Source organism: Salibacterium salarium (assembly GCF_030813635.1).
Taxonomy (GTDB): domain Bacteria; phylum Bacillota; class Bacilli; order Bacillales; family Marinococcaceae; genus Salibacterium; species Salibacterium salarium.
On sequence record NZ_JAUSUM010000003.1, the window covers coordinates 37,776 to 55,448 of the forward strand.

The window sequence follows — 17,673 nt, forward strand, 5'->3', positions numbered from 1 at the left end:
CATCGATTATGTTATAATGAAGGGTATGGTTTGTTACGAGAAGGAGGAAGAATCGTGCGTTTCTTAACAAAACAAGAAATTCGGACCCTAGCCGGATCCACAATGTATTCCCGAGGATTGTCATACTTTGAGGACGGACGGGTTGAAGAAATAACTCACAATACCGCTGGTTCTTTCACAAAAATAAAAGCAACCGTAACTGGTTCTTTCCATTATAAAGTGCACTTATTATTCCACGAAGACGGTGAACTTCAAGAATATGCCTGTGGTTGCCCAGCTCACGAAGATGGAATCGATGTGTGCAAGCACATTACAGCTGTACTGTTGTCAGTTGCTAATCCAACAGAAGCAGCTCCTCCTCCGAAAAAACGTGAAGTGCGGAGAAATTCTTATTCAAACAAAGACACTGAAATAGAATCAACCGCCTCCTTAAAGAAATTGTTTGTTGATTATTTTGCCGGACGAATGCAATCTGTCGAATCTATTGGTGAGGCATTACAAACCGAATTTAACCTGTCATTTTACACTGACTATTTTCAACCGCAAGAACAGTATTTTTCTATTCAAATAAAAGTAGGAACAGACAAATTGTATATCGTAAAAGACATTGAAGCATTATTATCCGCAATGAGACAACGTTCTCTGCTTCCTTTCACGAAAAAATTTACATTTGATCCTACCTATCATTATTTCGAAGAAGCAGACCTTCATGTCATTAGAAAACTTGAAGAGGTTATTCGAAACCAAAAATGGGCCGACAGACAAACCAGCTTTATGTATGCAGAAAACAAAGGAAGAGCGGAAATTACAATTCCACCGGTTGCCGCAGAAGAAATGTTGCAGGCGTTGCTCGATTGTTCCAATGTCGTTGTAAGACCTTCCGTCGGTTCCCCTGTTCCGTTAGTCGTAAAACAGCAGTGGCCTGGACAATTTGAATTAACAAAACAACAAGGTCAATATTACGTCTCTTATTCTTCATTTGATTATCCACCACGAAAAGTAAGCTTAACGCCTTACTATATTTGGAACGACCGTCTTTATGAAACAGTCGATGAAGAAGATCATTCAACTAAGTTGCTGTTTCACATGTTGATGGATACACCAAAAGGAAGACTTCCGCTAGATAAATCAGATTTAGAGCAAGTTTATGCAAATGTCGTGTCTTCCTTAAAAGACCAGGGGCGTTTGACCGTCAACGATAATGTAGATGCTGTGGAGGATCATCCACTTCAAGCTAAAATTTATTTAGACAGTGACAACAATACAATTTTAGCTGATCCACTGTTTTCTTATGGTGCTCACTCGTTACATGCGGTAACAGAGGAGAGAAATACCCCTGGCGATGAAACGCTTATCGCCCGCGATTCACAAAAAGAAGAAGAATTTCTTCAATTGATTGAATCTGCCGGATTTCACTGGAACGGGCAAGCATTGTCATTGTCAGATGATGAATCAATTTACTACTTCCTTACTGCTATTTTACCTGAATTGAAAGAAAAAGCAGATGTTTTTATGAGTAAAGACATGGAAAAAATGCTCGTTTCCCCAGCTTCGTTTTCTATTGATTCCAATCTTGATGAGTCACTGGGGTGGTTGGATATCTCCTTCCAAACCGATGATTTAAATGATGATGAACTGTATGCTCTCATGTATTCATTAAGAGAGAAAAAGCGCTATCATAAAACAGCAGATGGTCGATATGTATCATTAGATGATGAAATGCTGCAAGGATTCCGCGATTTACTTGAGGACTCTGACATGGACCCTACGGATTGGGAAGAAAATACACTCAGACTCCCTGCATATAAAGCATTTCAAGTTGATAAATTTTTAAATACCGGAAGACAGTGGCAAAAAAGTGAAAGTGTGAAAAAGTTATTAAGAGACATTCGTTCTCCAGAACAGTTTGAAACATTACTTCCTGAGGGATTGGAAGGACAGCCTCGTGATTACCAGGAAAAAGGCTTCCAATGGCTGAAGGCCTTGGCTTCTTATGGTTTCGGAGGAATTCTGGCTGACGATATGGGACTCGGTAAAACCTTTCAAACGTTAAGCTATATTCTTTCGGAACGAAAAGAACGCGCTCAGGCTGCTCCGTTTTTAATTGTTGCACCGTCCTCTCTCATTTTTAATTGGGAAAAAGAAGCAAGGACATTCACCCCTGAACTTCGGGTTCAACTTATTCACGGGACGAAAGCGGAAAGAAAAAAACAAATAGAGCAATCGGAAGACATCGATATGTTAATCACTTCTTATCCGCTATTACGAAGAGATATTGCGTTGTATGAGGATAAGACGTTCCACGGTTTAATTCTTGACGAGGCTCAAGCATTGAAAAACTATACTTCAAAAACATTTCGTGCCGTGCGGCAAATACAAACCGAGAAAGCCTTTGCCTTGAGTGGAACCCCTATCGAAAATAAGATTGACGAATTATGGTCTCTGTTTGCTGTTTTAATGCCGGGATTATTCCCAGATGTTCAATCCTTTAAAAACATGCCGGCAGAAACTATCCGCTATCGTGTGTCTCCCTTTATTATGAGGCGGACCAAAAAAGATGTACTCACAGAACTGCCGGACAAAATTGAAACCACATTAAATTGTGATTTAACAAAAAACCAAAGAGAAACGTATGTGGCTTATCTCAATCGAATCAAAGACGAAACAGCCAATCAACTGCAAAGTGGAAGCTTTCAGCAAAACCGCATGAATATACTAGCTAATTTAACCAGACTGCGCCAATTATGCTGTCACCCAGGAATGTTTTTAGAAGATTATCATGGTGGTTCCGGCAAGCTTGATGAATTAATGAACTTCATGAATGATGCCAAAGAAAATGGAAACCGCGTTCTTATTTTCTCCCAATTTACGACCATGCTGTCATTTATTGCTGATGCGTTTAACCAAAAAGGGTTTTCCTATTACTATTTAGATGGGAAAACCCCGAGTCAACAACGTTTACAAATGACCGAACAATTTAATGATGGGGAGAAAGAAGCATTTCTTATTTCTTTAAAAGCTGGGGGTACTGGTTTGAATTTGACCGGCGCCGATACAGTAATCCTTTTTGACTTATGGTGGAACCCCGCCGTTGAAACACAAGCTGCTGACCGCGCTCACCGTATTGGTCAAAAACAAACCGTACAAGTGATCAAGCTTATTTCAAAAGGGACAATTGAAGAAAAAATCCAAGCCCTTCAAGACAAGAAAAAAGAATTATTTGATCAAGTGATTCAATCCGGTGAAACAAATCTAACATCCCTATCCGAGGAAGATGTTCGGGAACTCTTAGAACTCTCATAATTTTTTTAGTCATCCCTAAAAGGATGGCTTTTTTATGAGTAAAATTGGATAAAGTGCGACATAATAATAAAAAGGATGCTAGCTTTTCGTGGATGAAATGAGGGAATTTTATTGTTGTTAGTCAATATATTATTATTAGTTCTGCTTATAGTGTTGACCGCATTTTTTGTCGCAACTGAATTTGCAATAGTAAAGGTTCGAACATCAAAAATAAATCAACTTATAGAAGCAGGGAACACAAAAGCGGAATCAGCAAAAAAGGTTGTCACGGGGCTTGACGAATACTTGTCAGCCTGTCAACTCGGGATAACTATCACCGCTCTAGGTTTAGGGTGGCTTGGGGAACCTACAGTAGAACGAATTTTACATCCCCTTTTCGAAACTTTCCCTATACCAGATACTGCAACATCCATTTTAAGTTTTATTTTAGCCTTTTTTCTTGTCACTTACTTACATGTTGTAGTGGGTGAACTCGCTCCTAAAACGATTTCTATCCAAAAAGCAGAGGCTGTAACTCTATGGTTTTCACCCTTGATTATTTGGTTTTACCGATTAATGTTTCCGTTTATCTGGCTGTTAAATGGCTCTGCCCAAGCATTAACTCGACTTTTTGGAATAAAGCCTGCTTCTGAACATGAAGTAGCTCATTCGGAAGAAGAATTGCGTATTATTTTATCAGAGAGCTATGAAAAGGGAGAAATTAACCAGTCTGAGTTTGATTTCGTCAACCGCATTTTTGCGTTTGACAATCGCTTAGCAAACGAAATTATGATTCCGCGAACCGAGATTGTCACACTATCACTGCAAAAAGAACAGCAAGATAATCTTGATATTATCCGTTCCGAGCGATATACTCGTTATCCCGTTACAAAGGGGGATAAAGACCATATTATAGGTCTTATTCATGCAAAAGAAATTTTAGGCGATGTAGCCCTTTCCACCACGAAAAACCCATTTGATCTGTCTTCTTATATCCGTCCTGTTATTCAAATCATTGAATCAACACCGATTCCTGAACTGCTCGTTAAAATGCAATCCGAGCAAACCCATATGGCTGTCTTATTGGATGAATACGGAGGAACAGCAGGTATTGTAACAGTTGAAGATATTTTAGAAGAAATTGTTGGCGAAATTCGTGATGAATTAGACACAAATGAGAATCCTCTCATTCAAAAGCTGAATGAAAACGAGTCGAAATACTTGCTTGATGGCAAAGTGCTGATAGAAGACGTGAATAACTTATTGTCTCTAGATATCGAGGACGGTCCTGTTGATACAGTTGCTGGTTGGCTTTTGTCTGTAAAATATAATATTAAAAAAGGAGACCATATTACGTTTGAAAACTGGACCTTTATCCCAAGAGAATTAGAAGGACAGCAAATCAAATGGGTCGAAGTAGTGAAACAAGATGATGAATCAGAATAAAATTACATTGATTTTAACATGACCTGTTTTACCGTTTCTAAAGAATCAAGAGATGATATATCTTCTTCCAACAACGGTAAATACACCTTTTTTTGTTTAGGGAAGCGCTTGTTTATATCCTGCAAATAGGCCTCTTCTTGTCTTCTTCTTTTTTGAAAAAAAGAACTTTCCATCGCATCATCAGGCATACATTTATTCACAAGTAATGTATTTACTTGTAGCTGTGTCTTTTCTAAAATCTCTATCGCACGTTCCGTTTCAGCAATTGGTAACTTTTCCGGTAGGAGCACATACACATAGGCCGTTTTCTTTTCGTCCATTAATACTTTTCGGGCTTCAGAAAATCTGTCTTTACGCTCCATTAGAATTCTATAAATCGGATCATCGACAGGATCACCATCATGCAACCACTGCGAGTAATTTTCGTTAATCGACGCCCTGCGCTGCAACATTCCTTCAATCCAAGCTTCCATTAATTCAGGCAACGATAATAATCGAACCGTATGTCCTGTTGGCGCTGTATCAAACACGATTAAATCAAAATCGTGCTTTTCCTTCAAAATGATTCTAACGAGTCGATCAAATAGTGCGGCTTCTTCCGCTCCTGGAGAAACGGCTGCCATGTCAATTTGTCGATTCACTTCATCTGCCATGTGAGATTTCACTAAATCTTTAATATTATATTTTACGTCATCAATATATCGTTTAGATTCTTTTTCTGAACTAATTTCGATGCCCCACAGATGGGTAGTCAATTTGGTTCTATGATCACCGATTGTCTTATTAAAAATATCTCCTACATTGTGAGCAGGATCTGTTGATACAAGCAATGTATGTATTCCCTGGTCCGCAGCAGCAAGCGCAAATGCAGAGGCAGATGTAGACTTCCCTACTCCTCCTTTTCCGCCAAAAAACACAATATTATAGTGAAATAACTTGTCCATATTATAGATCTCTCCTTAACAACAACGAATGCCCGTTAACGGGGACTTATCCATTCCCATCCGTAAATGCCAATCATGAAACCGTTCTATCATTTGCGGATATAACTCAAGTGTATAGTAAGAAACGGGATTGGGAATACCAAGCAGTTCGGAAAAACATAATAAAAGAAAAAGATCGTCTTCATCCCTGATTTCTCTTTTTACCTCGGCCTGATGCGGTAGACTTAGTACTTCATCGTAAAATTCCATCAGTTTTTTTAAGGTCAGTTTTCTTTCCACCATACTTATACCTCCTATTTGGAGAAGGAGCTTTGATGCTTAAAACACCAAGCCCCTTTTAATTTCTTCTATCTATTATCAGGATCTGTATTCGGAGGTTCTTTCCGGAATAACGCCAATGCCTCCAAAAAGATCCAAACCGCAAATCCTAATATGACAGCCCCTAGTACAAATAACAAAATTTGGGCATCTTCATCTCCAAGACCAGACCATTCAAACGCCACTTGACTTACCATCGCCCACAAGGTCATGAATAATAAGAATACCATGGGTATAATAGTAACCATAAAATTACGTCCTTTTCTTCTTAACCATATTGATATCAACAACAAGCTGATAGCTGCTAAAAGTTGATTTACTGTGCCAAACAAAGGCCACAATAAATATCCTCCAGAACCAAACCCACGGTCTCCTGGGAGTAAAACAAGCAGCGCACTTGAACCAACAGCTAAACTAGTAGCGACATGTTTTTTTGTTAAAACATTTGCTTTGTATTCTTGACCAAGCTCAGCAATAATATAGCGCATTAAACGCACTGAGGTATCAAGAGTTGTAGCAGCAAAACTAACAACGATAACAGCGACAATCGTTTCTGCTACGCCAGCTGGTAATCCGAGGGATGCGGCCAGCTGTCCTGCTCCTCCAACAAAATGGTTTAATCCATCCGAATTTGCTACAGTGTAGCTTTCATAACTTGCCAGAAAGTCCCCTTGGCTTGCAAAAAACGTTGTAACAGCCAGAATTGTAATGAGTGCGAGTGCCCCTTCTCCCACCGCTCCAAAGTAACCAACAAAACGGGCATCAGTTTCTCGATTCAACTGTTTTGACGATGTTCCAGACGACACTAAACCATGAAATCCCGAAATAGCACCACAAGCTATCGTAATAAACAAAAGCGGAAACCATGAAACATCTGACACCCCTCTTGTTGCTGGCGCTGTCACTTCTGCAATAGGCCATGTAAATAATAACCCTAGATAAAGTATAGAAAGACCGACGACTAACTGGTGAGAATTAATATAGTCTCGTGGTTGCAGTAACTTCCATACAGGTAAAATAGAAGCTATATATACATAAATCATAAGAATAACAATCCATACTAAGAAAGCAAGAGATACAGAATCAAGACCAAACGCACCTCCAGCGTCTTCTCCGCCAAAGTATGAAATTAGATCAATCTGCAATGCTGGTATGCTGCTTGCCAATATGGCAGTAAAGTACATCACGGCAAGTGCTATTAAAGAAGGGATAAGCATTTTCTTGCCTTTCTTATTCATGGTGTATCCAATCCAAATAGCTAGTGGAATCTGGATAAACACAGCCAACACACTTGCCGGAAACGAAATAAATAAATTTGATATGACCCATGCAAATACTGCATTCACCATCAATACTAAAATTAAAATAATAAATAAAAACAATAGTTTCGCGCGACGACCTATAATTTTTTCTGCCAATGTGCCGATAGATTGCCCTTTATTACGAACAGATAATACGAGTGTGCCAAAATCATGGACACCTGCAGCGAAAACTGTACCAAATACAACCCATAAAAAAGCAGGCAGCCACCCCCAGTAAACAGCAACAGCCGGTCCAACGATGGGAGCTGCCCCAGCTACGGAAGTAAAATGATGCCCCCATAATACCCATTTATTCGTCGGAACAAAATCGACACCATCTCTAAATTCATGAGCAGGAGTTCTAAAATTAGGATCCAAACGATAAATGCGTTGAGCGATAAACTTAGAATAATAACGATAGCCAAATACAAAAACAAGTAAACCGAAAATAGCGAGCACTATAGCTGGCACTAAGACCACTTCCTCTCTTTGCTAGAATTTAAATAAATCTCCACTCCTTGCCTTAAAAATGTATGCGCTATCATAATTATTATAAAAGAAATAGATGTATAACACTATTTCTTTCAATATTTTCATAAAATCACCATTCAAAGAACCATTTTAATGCCAGCGTTAGTAGTGTATAGCCAATCGCTCCTCCTAAAAAGGTTCGAAAATGAGCGTTCTCCTCGGAAGGAAGTTCTTTTTTCAAAACATTCATTATCATCGCACCAGATATAAAAGCAAAAACGACACCAAGTACGAAGGGCGGCATCGGTGCAAAGACGCCAATTGTCCAGCCTATTATAATTCCAAGTGCTAGTAAGTACCTTCCAAGCTCTTGGTACCTCACACTGTCTTCCCGCCACATATCATGTGAGACCGCCATAAAATGCATTCCAACGGCAACACCATAAAAAACAGCTTCTATCCCTTCAATATCAGAAGCAAAAATTATGTAAGAGATAAGCATATTATAGACAGCAAAAAATGATATTTGTATCCAAAAAAAAGTCCCTTCCCCTTTTTCGTGTTTTCTTGAAGCTCGTTCCGCTGCTTTATGAACTCCATAATATGTTAATAAGCCAATTAAACCTAGCACATATAATTCTGAATCCATCGTCAGTCCAGATTTTGCGAAGTTTTCTTGCTCTTTATGCAATGATGGCATGACATACACAAAAACATACGACACTGCTACTCCACCCGAAAACGACAGCCATTTAAACCTGCCAACGGTGCTAGAAGATATTATTCTATTCGCAAACAATTGTACAATTAAATAAGTAATTCCTAATAAAACAGTATCTATCCTCAATATGGTCTCTCCTCTCCAAATGTTAAACCAACAAACATTCATTTCCCTATTTCTCATTATTATCAAACATCATCTACAGAATGTTAATAAAATATGTACGCATTATACACAATAACCCTTTTTATGACCGAGTTTAAAAGAAATTCACCTCTATTAAATAAGTAAATAGTTTGTCAGATTTCCTTCCTATATCTAACAACAGGCCGAAAAAATACTATACACTCAACGTACAATCACTCATAGAAATACATGAAGGGAGACATCCATACCTATGAAAAAACTGTATGGAAAAGTTCACATTGTCGGAGCAGGGCCCGGCTCACCCGAATTAATAACTCTTCGCGGTGCTGAATGTTTAAAAAAAGCAGACGTCGTCCTTTATGATCGTTTGGCGCATCCCGCTTTGTTGTTTCACGTTTCTGCTCACGCTAAACTCATTTACTGTGGTAAAAAACCTTGTCTTCACACGTTACGACAAGAAGACATACAAAACGAATTGATTGTCCAAGCAAAGCGCGGAAAAAATGTTGTTCGGTTAAAAGGCGGTGATCCTAGCATTTTTGGAAGAATGGCTGAAGAAATGAAAGAATTATCTGAACGCCAAATCCCCTATGAAATTATCCCAGGTATTACAGCCGGAAGTGCAGCAGCATCCTACGCTGGTGTTTCTCTGACGCATCGTGATTATGCCCATGGGTATCGCGTTTTAACCGGACATGGCAAGACATCCACAGGGGATGATGTAGCCGCCGATTGGCACAGCTTAGCGCACACAACCGATACACTTATTTGGTACATGGGAATGAAACGTCTTCCTCAAATTACAGCAGAACTTATGAAACATGGTAAAGAACCCAAAACTAACGTACTCGTTGTCGAGTGGGCCACCCACAAACAACAACGTACGATACCGGGAACCTTAGATACCATTTCAGATATTGTGTTAAAACAAGGTGTAAAAAATCCATCCATCATCATAATTGGTGACGTAACTAGCCATCACACGGATTTACAATGGTTTGCACCATCAACTGCTGGCAGTATCCTTGCTTTTCCGCTCCATTCAAAGGAAGTAAGTCTATACGAAAAACTAAAAGACAGCGGAATCGAAGTCTTTCTCAGTTCTTCTTTATCTGAAGATTCCGACTTTAATCTTAATAATACGTTAGAAATTATAGATCGGCTTGTAGAAGAAGGATTTATTCGACACCTGATTCTTCCGGCGACAATAAAAGGGAAGCAGCTATATGAGGCATGGCAGCAAAGACGTTCCTCTATAGATAAACCTTTAACCTGTTGGATGGCAGAAGAGAATGAAACGTCCATCATTTCATCTCTTTTGCCATCCCTTCCAATCGGAAAGCCTGAAGATTCCATTAAATGCTTATTAGCTGAAGAAGTGGGACATCCTTCTCTTCAGAGTGAAAAAGCTACAGTATAAACCATTTTTACTATGAACAAGGAGGAAACAAATTTATGTCTAACAGACAAGAAAAATTAGTCGTCATTGGAAATGGAATGGCCGGAGTAAGAACGGTAGAGGAAATTTTAAAAAAAGATCCTAACAAATACGACGTTACTATATTCGGTAAAGAACCTCATCCAAACTATAACCGCATTTCTTTATCTTCCGTTTTACAAGGAGATACCGGAATTGATGACATTGTTCTAAACACGTATGAATGGTATGAAGAAAATAATATTACATTATACACTGCTGATCCAGTCGTAGATATTGACACGACAAAGCAAACTGTAACTAGCGAAAAGAACGTGACAATATCATATGACAAATTAATAATAGCAACTGGATCTAACCCGTTTATGCTTCCACTTCCCGGAGCAGATAAAGAAGGTGTTATTGCCTTTAGAGATATCGAAGACTGTGAAACAATGATCAATGCTTCTGAAAAATATAAGCGCGCTGTCGTTATTGGCGGCGGGTTATTAGGATTGGAAGCAGCACGCGGGTTAATTAACTTAAACATGGAAACAGATGTTATTCATCTTGAGGAATACTTGATGGAACGTCAGCTTGATGATACAGCCGGCACTATGTTGCGCGAAGAATTAGAAAGCCAGGGTATGAGATTCCATATGAAAAAACAGACAGAACAGATTGTCGGTAAAGATCGCGTGGAAGGTGTTCACTTTAAAGACGGATCGAAGCTTTATGCCGATTTGGTTGTCATGGCAGTAGGTATTAAACCTAATATCGGTTTAGCACAAACGGCAGGTTTAGAAACGAATCGGGCTATTGTTGTTAATGATTATCTAGAAGCTAGTGCTTCCAATGTTTATGCCGTCGGCGAATGCGCAGAGCATAATGGTATTGCTTACGGTCTCGTCGCACCACTATATGAACAAGCAAAAGTCTTGGCTGACCAACTTTGCAATGAGAAATCAGAAGCAAGCTACACTGGTTCCTTAATGTATACACAATTAAAAGTTTCTGGAGTCGATGTATTCTCGGCAGGGGACTTTCAATCTGGAGAAGGAAAAAAAGCGGTTCGAGTTCATGATGAATTTGAAGGAGTATATAAAAAAGTCATGGTCAAAGATGATAAAGTGGTTGGCTCCGTTCTATTCGGTGACACTTCCGATTCTCCTCGATTACTAGATATGATGAAAAAACAAGAAGATATAAGCGGTATGAGTAAAGCTGTACTTCTGCCATCTGAAGAAGCAGATAGTACAGAAAGCCCTGTGCTTTCAATGGCTCCTGATGAAACGATTTGCGGCTGCAACGGGGTGTCTAAAGAAGCTATCGTTCAGGCGATTGAACAAGATGGTCTATCATCAGTCGAAGAAATTAAAAAACACACGAATGCCTCTAGGTCCTGCGGCGGCTGTAAGCCACTCGTAGCTGATTTATTGCAAGCAACATTGGGGGATGAAAGCTCCATATCTCAAGTGGAACCACTTTGTGGATGTACTTCCCTTTCCCATGAGCAGGTTCAAGAAGATATCCGCAACCGGCAATTAACTCACCCACGTGAAGTCATGAATGTATTAGGTTGGGAAAACGAAGAAGGCTGCTCTAAATGTCGTCCTGCTATTAACTACTACTTGGGCGTTGTTCATCCAGAGACATATGAAGATGATGACCTGTCCCGTTTCGTTAACGAAAGAATGCACGCAAACATTCAAAACGATGGTACGTATTCAGTTGTCCCAAGAATGTATGGAGGCGTGACAAATTCGGATCAGCTTAGAAAAATTGCTAACGTAGCCGATAAATATGACGTCCCAATGTTAAAGCTGACAGGCGGACAGCGTATCGACATGCTCGGCGTGAATAAGGAAGACTTGCCGAATATGTGGTCTGACCTAGATATGCCTTCCGGTCATGCCTATGGTAAAGCTATTCGGACAGTAAAAACTTGCGTAGGGGAAGACTTTTGCCGCTTTGGAACGCAAGACTCTATCGGACTTGGTATCGCAATAGAGAAAAAGTTTGAACGTCTAAATACACCTCACAAAGTTAAAATGGCCGTGTCTGCTTGTCCAAGAAATTGTGCAGAGTCCGGCATTAAAGATATCGGTATCGTCGGAGTCGAAGGAGCATGGGAAATGTATGTAGGTGGTAATGGCGGGGTTGACTTAAGACCTGGTGACTTGCTCGCAAAAGTAGAAACTAGCGATGAAGTCTTAGAGATTATAAGTGCGTTCTTGCAGTATTACCGTGAAGATGCTCATTATCTTGAAAGAACGTCCCACTGGGTCGATCGCGTTGGTCTAGAACATGTCCGCAGCACCATCATTGATAACATGGATAATCGTAAGTACTATGCAGAACAAATGGAAGTGGCGCTGGAAAACAAACCAGCAGATCCTTGGGAGTCCCTTACTCATAACGAAAATAAACGCAAAGAACTATTCGAACGTAAAGCTGTAGAGCTAGTATAAGAGGAGGATAAACGATGGACACATTACAAGGAAAAAAAGAAATATATATATTAGATTACAAGGATTTACGTGCTAATGTACCTCGTGAAATACTAATAGGGGATCAATCTATCGCTATTTTTCTCACTCATGACGGAGACGTTCATGCCATTGAGAACAAATGCCCTCATAAAGGAGGGCCTCTCTCTCAAGGCATTGTCAGCGGGGAGTATGTATTCTGTCCTTTACACGATTGGAAAATAAATGTGATTGACGGAAAAGCCCAAGCCCCTGATGAAGGTTGCGTTACCACTTACGAAACCGTTATAAAAGACGGATCAGTTTATATTATGTACTAAAAAAGTTCATAGTGGATGACTCCCCTTGTAAAGTGACAGGGGGAGTATTTAATTGTTTTGGTAGGTCTTTTCATCCTGAAAACACAATGTTTTGCCTTTAATATATCAATTAGAGACAACATAACATCATTACGTGATTGCCCCTCATGCTTCCTCCATAAAATATGCCTTCTTATGCTCCGACACACTTCCATACAAAGAAGAAGCTGAACACCTCAGCTTCTTCTTTGTACTTCCTATTATGATTTGTATGGTCTAAGCGATACAGCAGCTCGTTTAAACCCAGGCATACGGCACACCGGATCTAAGTCACCCGCTATCAATCTATTAATGTTTTGTGATCCTCCCCAATGCATCGGTGCAAACAACGTATCCGTACGTATTTGTTCTGACAACGAACAACGCAGCGTTGTTTCTCCTTGTTTGGAAGAGAGCACCACCAACTCCCCTGAACGAACGCCGTATGACATTGCTGTGTCTGGATGAATATATACAAAGGATTCAAACTCACGAGCAACAAGTCGTGAACTTCGCTGCGTTTGTTCTCCTGTTAGGTAATGATTCATTGTTCTTCCTGTTGTAATAAACAAAGGATACTGTTCACTGGTCTCTTCTTTTAGCATGTGCATAGATATTAATCCATCATAGTAGAAGTTGGCTTTCCCATTTTCTGTTTCAAAGTTTTCCGTAAACAAAGTTGTTTCCCCTTCATGTTCTTCGGATGGACAGGGCCAAAACACTCCAATCTCACGGCGGATGCGCTCATACGTGATCCCATAATAATCTGCTTTTCCACCACGGGAAGCTAAACGCAGCTCATTAAAAATACTTTCAGCATCCGTATAAGAAAATAAATCACCTTTGCCCAACACTCTTGCGATAGCCGATATAATTTCCCAGTCGTGTTTACTTTGTCCAGCTGGAGGACGAGAAGCTTCTCTTAATGTGACACGACCTTCCATATTTGTTAACGTGCCTTCATTTTCTAAATAAGACGTAGTTGGTAAAATCACATCCGCATAAGCTGCTGACTCGGTCATAAACATTTCTGCCGCTACCATAAAAGATAGAGAAGAGAGTGCTTTATGGGCAAGATTAGCATTAGGATTAGAAATGACGGGGTTTGAACCGATAAGGATCAACGCTTTAATCTCTTTTTCTTCCATACGCTCCATCATTTCATAAGCAGATACTCCTTTTTCAGGCAGTGATGACTCTTTTACTCCCCACACATCTGCTATGTAATGTCGATGTTCTTTATTTTCAATGGAACGGTAACCTGGCAGCTGGTCTGCTTTTTGGCCATGTTCCCGTCCACCTTGTCCATTCGCCTGTCCAGTAATTGCTCCATAGCCGGATGCATGTTTTCCTATTTTTCCACTAAGAAGCAAAAGATTGAGAAAATGGCGCACGGTTTCGTGACCATCGGTTTGTTGTTCCACTCCTCTAGCTGTAAAAATCATACCTGAAGTTGCACTTCCAAAACGATACGCTGCTTCATGAACATCCTGCACGGATAAGCCTATTTCTTTACAAAGGTTATCCGGCTCTATTGCATCAAGCTCCTCTAACAATTCTTCATAACCATTCGTCCGTTCACGACAAAACGAATCATCAACAAGGTTTTCTTGTATGATAAACTTTTCTAGCAGACGCGCCAACGTTTTGTCATGCCCTGGTTTTATTTTTAAATGGAGATCCGCCATAGCTGCAGTATCTGTTTCGCGAGGATCTATGACTATAATAAATGAACCATTTTGTTTAGCTTCTTCTAAATAAGGCACGAACGTAGGCTGACATTCAGCAATATTCGTACCTGCCAATATGATACATTTTGAATCAGCGATTTGATCAATGCGATTGGTTAATCCTCTATCTAAACCAAATGCTTTCATCCCAGCTGATGCAGCAGATGACATACAAAAACGTCCGTTGTAATCAATGTACTTTGTACCTAATCCAACACGTGCGAATTTACCAAGTAAATAAGCTTCCTCATTTGTTAAAGACCCGCCTCCGTAAACAGAAACGGCATTGCGTCCATGTTGTTCTTGTATACCCTCAATATTTTGTTTAATATAAGCAAGCGCTTCTTCCCAAGATGATTTTTGAAATTCGCCGTTGTATTTGATAAGAGGTGTGGTGATTCGGTTATGGTGAACAGCATGTTGATAAGCGTTTTTCCCCTTCACACACAACCTGCCCTTTGTCGTTGGATTATCTACTCCAATTGTTCGGTACTTGGCGCGCCCCGCACGCTTTTCTTCTATAACCTTCTTTTTACACTGCATACTACAAAACGGACATTGTGTTTCAAATACTTGTTCAGTAGCTGCTGATTGTTGTCGTTCTCGAAAGCTAGCAAGCATATTTTCATTCATAGAACAAACTCCCTCCTTACTTCACCAAATCTACTTATCTAAACGAGATTTGTATGCTCTCTGTTTTGCTTGATTGATTCAATTTGACTGTCTAATCTTAAGAGAAGTTCGTCCCTATCATCATCTGAAAGAATCGTTTCACGAATCTTCACCGGAGTTTGACGGGTCACCCATTCCGAAAAAGGTTCACCAAAGTGGGCGGTTTCCCGGTAATAGGCAACGGTCACTTTTAATACTTCCTCTAGTTCTTCTTCCTGAAAGACATAAAGGATGATACGACCTTCCGCTCCGACAACATGCATCTCCCAAGTACCTTCATTCCATACGAGAGTCACACCACTTGCTGGGATTACGGCTGGAAAATCTTTTGTTACTTGTACTGAAAATTCTTCCGGAAAAGATAAAGGAAACAAATCAGCTTCTAATCGTTCGATGACATCATAATTGCCATCAGTGACAGAAAAATGAAAAGGTTGAATTTTAGCATGTGGATAAGCAGTTATCGGAGTAAATGTTTCATTACAAACCCGATTAATTTCATTTTCAGGTACGCCTGTCAATTGAATGCGCTGGTCCTGCCCCATTTTCAGATGGGTGCCCGGAATTTCTTGCTGCAATCTCATCCAAGATTGCATAGAACCGGTTATATCCTTACTCCGAATGGGCAAAGATGTAATAGTAAAATCATTATCAGCATGTTTTTGAATCCAAGGCGGACGTATAGTACCCATTTTCCCCACAACAGAAAAGTAATACGTAAGAGCCGGCTTACATATATCACAGCCTTTTGTATTCCACTCATCTGATAAAAACACATCATGTAACTGTTTCCACCAGCCTGAGTTAATTTTTTCGCGTACGGTTTCTTCTTCAAGCGTTGTACAAGCACAGAACTTCGTTGTTTGTGCTTGGTGTTTACATTGTTCGAATACTGAAAGTAACCCTGCAACGTCTCCTGCACACCCACCACAGGAAGAAGAAGCTTTTGTCGCATCACGAATCGTTTGAACATTAGCCTCTTCTGCTTTAGCAATATGAAGCAAAATGTCTTGTTTATTTACTTGGTTACATTTACAAATAGTGGATGCAGGTGAGCAGCGCACCAGTTTTTCTTCTTTCCCTTCTCCGGAAAACAAATGATTCTTTTCCGCAATAGAAAGTGGCTTTTGATTCTTCATACGCAATACGATATCATCTGCCGCCGCGGTTTCTCCGAATAAGATTGCTCCTTGTATGACATCGTTTTGCATAACGATTTTTTGATAAAGCGGCTTGGAGCTGTCCGCCTGAACAATCGTATCCATTTGAACCGATTCTTCTATATTTCCTGCTGTAAATAAATCAATTCCAGCAATCTTTAAATGACTATATGGAAAGGACCCTTTATACGGGACTGGATCTTGGCTGCATAAAGCCATAGCAGCTACACGTGCTTGCTCGTAAACAGGAGGTACAAGTCCGTACGATTGACCGTTATGTTCGATACACTCACCTATCGCATACACATCTTCGGCACTCGTCTTCATATAATCATCCACAATAATACCGCGGTTCGTACGGATACCGCTCTGCATTGCTATATTTTTATTCGGACGTATGCCCGTTGCAAATAAGACTACATCTGTATCAATAACTGTTCCGTCCTGTAATATAGCGGATTCTACTTGGTTTTCACCTTCTACGGATTGAATAGATTGCTCAAAGTAAAATTTTATTCCATACGCTTCTAATTCTTTTTGTAGGTATTCAGACGCCGTATTGTCTAACTGAGGGGGCAATAACGTATCTCCCCTTTGTACAACAACTACTTCTGAGCCAGCCTTCGCTAACCCAAAAGCCGCTTCTAAACCTAGAAACCCTCCTCCAATGACAACAGCTCGTTTCCGGTCATTTGCAGCTGTTATTAGATCATTCGCATCTTTTAAGGTTCGAAACGTGTGGACACCTTTCTTATTTACACCCGGAATATCTAATTGTACAGGGGAGGATCCGGTCGCTATGATTAAATAATCGTAAGAATATACCAATCCTGTGCTTGTGTGTATCTGTTTTTTATCTTTATCTATATTAATAACTTGTTCCGTTGTGTGTACTTGAATATCTCTATGTTCATACCAATCCGATGAGTGAGGAAATAAGGACTGCTGATCTGCTTCTTGTTGAAGATATGATGACAGTCTTACCCGATTATAAGGATAACTCGGTTCTTCCCCAAAAGATTGAATAGAGAAAGAACTATTCGATTGAGATACAATGGTTTCCATGAACCGCAGGCTACTCATACCATTTCCTATAATAATCAGTTTCTTTCTCATTCTTTCCCCTCCAACATACTAAGAAATTACACTGTTATTGTTATTGTCAGCGATAGAGGCAGTATTTTCTACTAGTACGGAAGGAAATATGACACACATATTTATGACTGCATCATGGTCC

General features: G+C 39.9%; 11 protein-coding genes. 5 read left to right on the top strand and 6 right to left on the bottom strand.

Translation table 11 applies throughout. The features are described from left to right. The first annotated feature begins 54 nt into the window (after positions 1–54). Together J2S78_RS11945 and J2S78_RS11950 are read left to right on the top strand one after the other, a co-directional pair. Positions 55–3,303 (top strand): DEAD/DEAH box helicase, encoded by a 3,249-nt coding sequence (locus J2S78_RS11945; protein WP_306898852.1) that lies wholly within the window; start codon positions 55–57, stop codon positions 3,301–3,303. 111 nt (positions 3,304–3,414) lie between these two features. Next, positions 3,415–4,728: a hemolysin family protein gene (locus tag J2S78_RS11950; RefSeq protein ID WP_306898853.1), complete on the top strand. Its 1,314-nt coding sequence runs from the start codon at positions 3,415–3,417 to the stop codon at positions 4,726–4,728. Between the two features lie 2 nt (positions 4,729–4,730). Here J2S78_RS11950 and J2S78_RS11955 read toward each other — a convergent pair whose 3' ends face one another. The 4 genes from J2S78_RS11955 to J2S78_RS11970 form a co-directional block, all read right to left on the bottom strand. Next, the gene (locus J2S78_RS11955) at positions 4,731–5,672 is read right to left on the bottom strand and encodes an ArsA family ATPase (RefSeq protein WP_306898854.1); all 942 of its coding nucleotides are present in this window, start codon (positions 5,670–5,672) and stop codon (positions 4,731–4,733) included. Positions 5,673–5,687: 15 nt separating this feature from the next. Beyond that, positions 5,688–5,954: a cory-CC-star protein gene (locus J2S78_RS11960; protein WP_306898856.1), complete on the bottom strand. Its 267-nt coding sequence runs from the start codon at positions 5,952–5,954 to the stop codon at positions 5,688–5,690. Between the two features lie 65 nt (positions 5,955–6,019). Next, on the bottom strand, positions 6,020–7,762 hold the full coding sequence (locus J2S78_RS11965) for a carbon starvation CstA family protein (RefSeq protein WP_306898858.1): 1,743 nt from the start codon (positions 7,760–7,762) through the stop codon (positions 6,020–6,022). A 130-nt stretch (positions 7,763–7,892) separates the two neighbouring features. Beyond that, positions 7,893–8,609 (bottom strand): DUF3270 family protein, encoded by a 717-nt coding sequence (locus J2S78_RS11970; RefSeq protein ID WP_306898860.1) that lies wholly within the window; start codon positions 8,607–8,609, stop codon positions 7,893–7,895. A gap of 271 nt (positions 8,610–8,880) precedes the next feature. Between J2S78_RS11970 and cobA the strand changes: the two genes are divergently transcribed. The 3 genes from cobA to nirD are packed head-to-tail and all read left to right on the top strand — an operon-like array spanning position 8,881 to position 12,856. Beyond that, entirely contained in the window at positions 8,881–10,050 is a 1,170-nt protein-coding gene (cobA, locus tag J2S78_RS11975) for a uroporphyrinogen-III C-methyltransferase (RefSeq protein ID WP_306898862.1), read from the top strand. A gap of 35 nt (positions 10,051–10,085) precedes the next feature. Then, a complete protein-coding gene (gene nirB, locus J2S78_RS11980) occupies positions 10,086–12,518 on the top strand; it encodes a nitrite reductase large subunit NirB (RefSeq protein WP_306898864.1) in 2,433 nt (810 codons plus the stop codon). Positions 12,519–12,532: 14 nt separating this feature from the next. Continuing rightward, a complete protein-coding gene (gene nirD, locus J2S78_RS11985) occupies positions 12,533–12,856 on the top strand; it encodes a nitrite reductase small subunit NirD (protein ID WP_306898865.1) in 324 nt (107 codons plus the stop codon). A 239-nt stretch (positions 12,857–13,095) separates the two neighbouring features. On the opposite strand, the gene nasC is transcribed toward nirD, so the two are convergent. After that, positions 13,096–15,237 carry an assimilatory nitrate reductase catalytic subunit NasC gene (gene nasC, locus J2S78_RS11990; RefSeq protein ID WP_306898867.1) on the bottom strand — a complete coding sequence of 714 codons (2,142 nt, stop codon included), beginning with the start codon at positions 15,235–15,237 and terminating at the stop codon, positions 13,096–13,098. 38 nt (positions 15,238–15,275) lie between these two features. Then, a complete protein-coding gene (locus tag J2S78_RS11995) occupies positions 15,276–17,552 on the bottom strand; it encodes an FAD-dependent oxidoreductase (protein WP_306898869.1) in 2,277 nt (758 codons plus the stop codon). Positions 17,553–17,673: the final 121 nt, after the last annotated feature.

What these genes read in the sequence shown, in the direction of transcription:
- J2S78_RS11955 (WP_306898854.1), bottom strand. Translation starts at nt 5,672, where the DNA reads ATGGACAAGTTATTTCACTATAATATTGTGTTTTTTGGCGGAAAAGGA.
- J2S78_RS11960 (WP_306898856.1), bottom strand. Translation starts at nt 5,954, where the DNA reads ATGGTGGAAAGAAAACTGACCTTAAAAAAACTGATGGAATTTTACGAT.
- nirB (WP_306898864.1), top strand. Translation starts at nt 10,086, where the DNA reads ATGTCTAACAGACAAGAAAAATTAGTCGTCATTGGAAATGGAATGGCC.
- nasC (WP_306898867.1), bottom strand. Translation starts at nt 15,237, where the DNA reads ATGAATGAAAATATGCTTGCTAGCTTTCGAGAACGACAACAATCAGCA.
- nirD (WP_306898865.1), top strand. Translation starts at nt 12,533, where the DNA reads ATGGACACATTACAAGGAAAAAAAGAAATATATATATTAGATTACAAG.
- J2S78_RS11995 (WP_306898869.1), bottom strand. Translation starts at nt 17,552, where the DNA reads ATGAGAAAGAAACTGATTATTATAGGAAATGGTATGAGTAGCCTGCGG.
- cobA (WP_306898862.1), top strand. Translation starts at nt 8,881, where the DNA reads ATGAAAAAACTGTATGGAAAAGTTCACATTGTCGGAGCAGGGCCCGGC.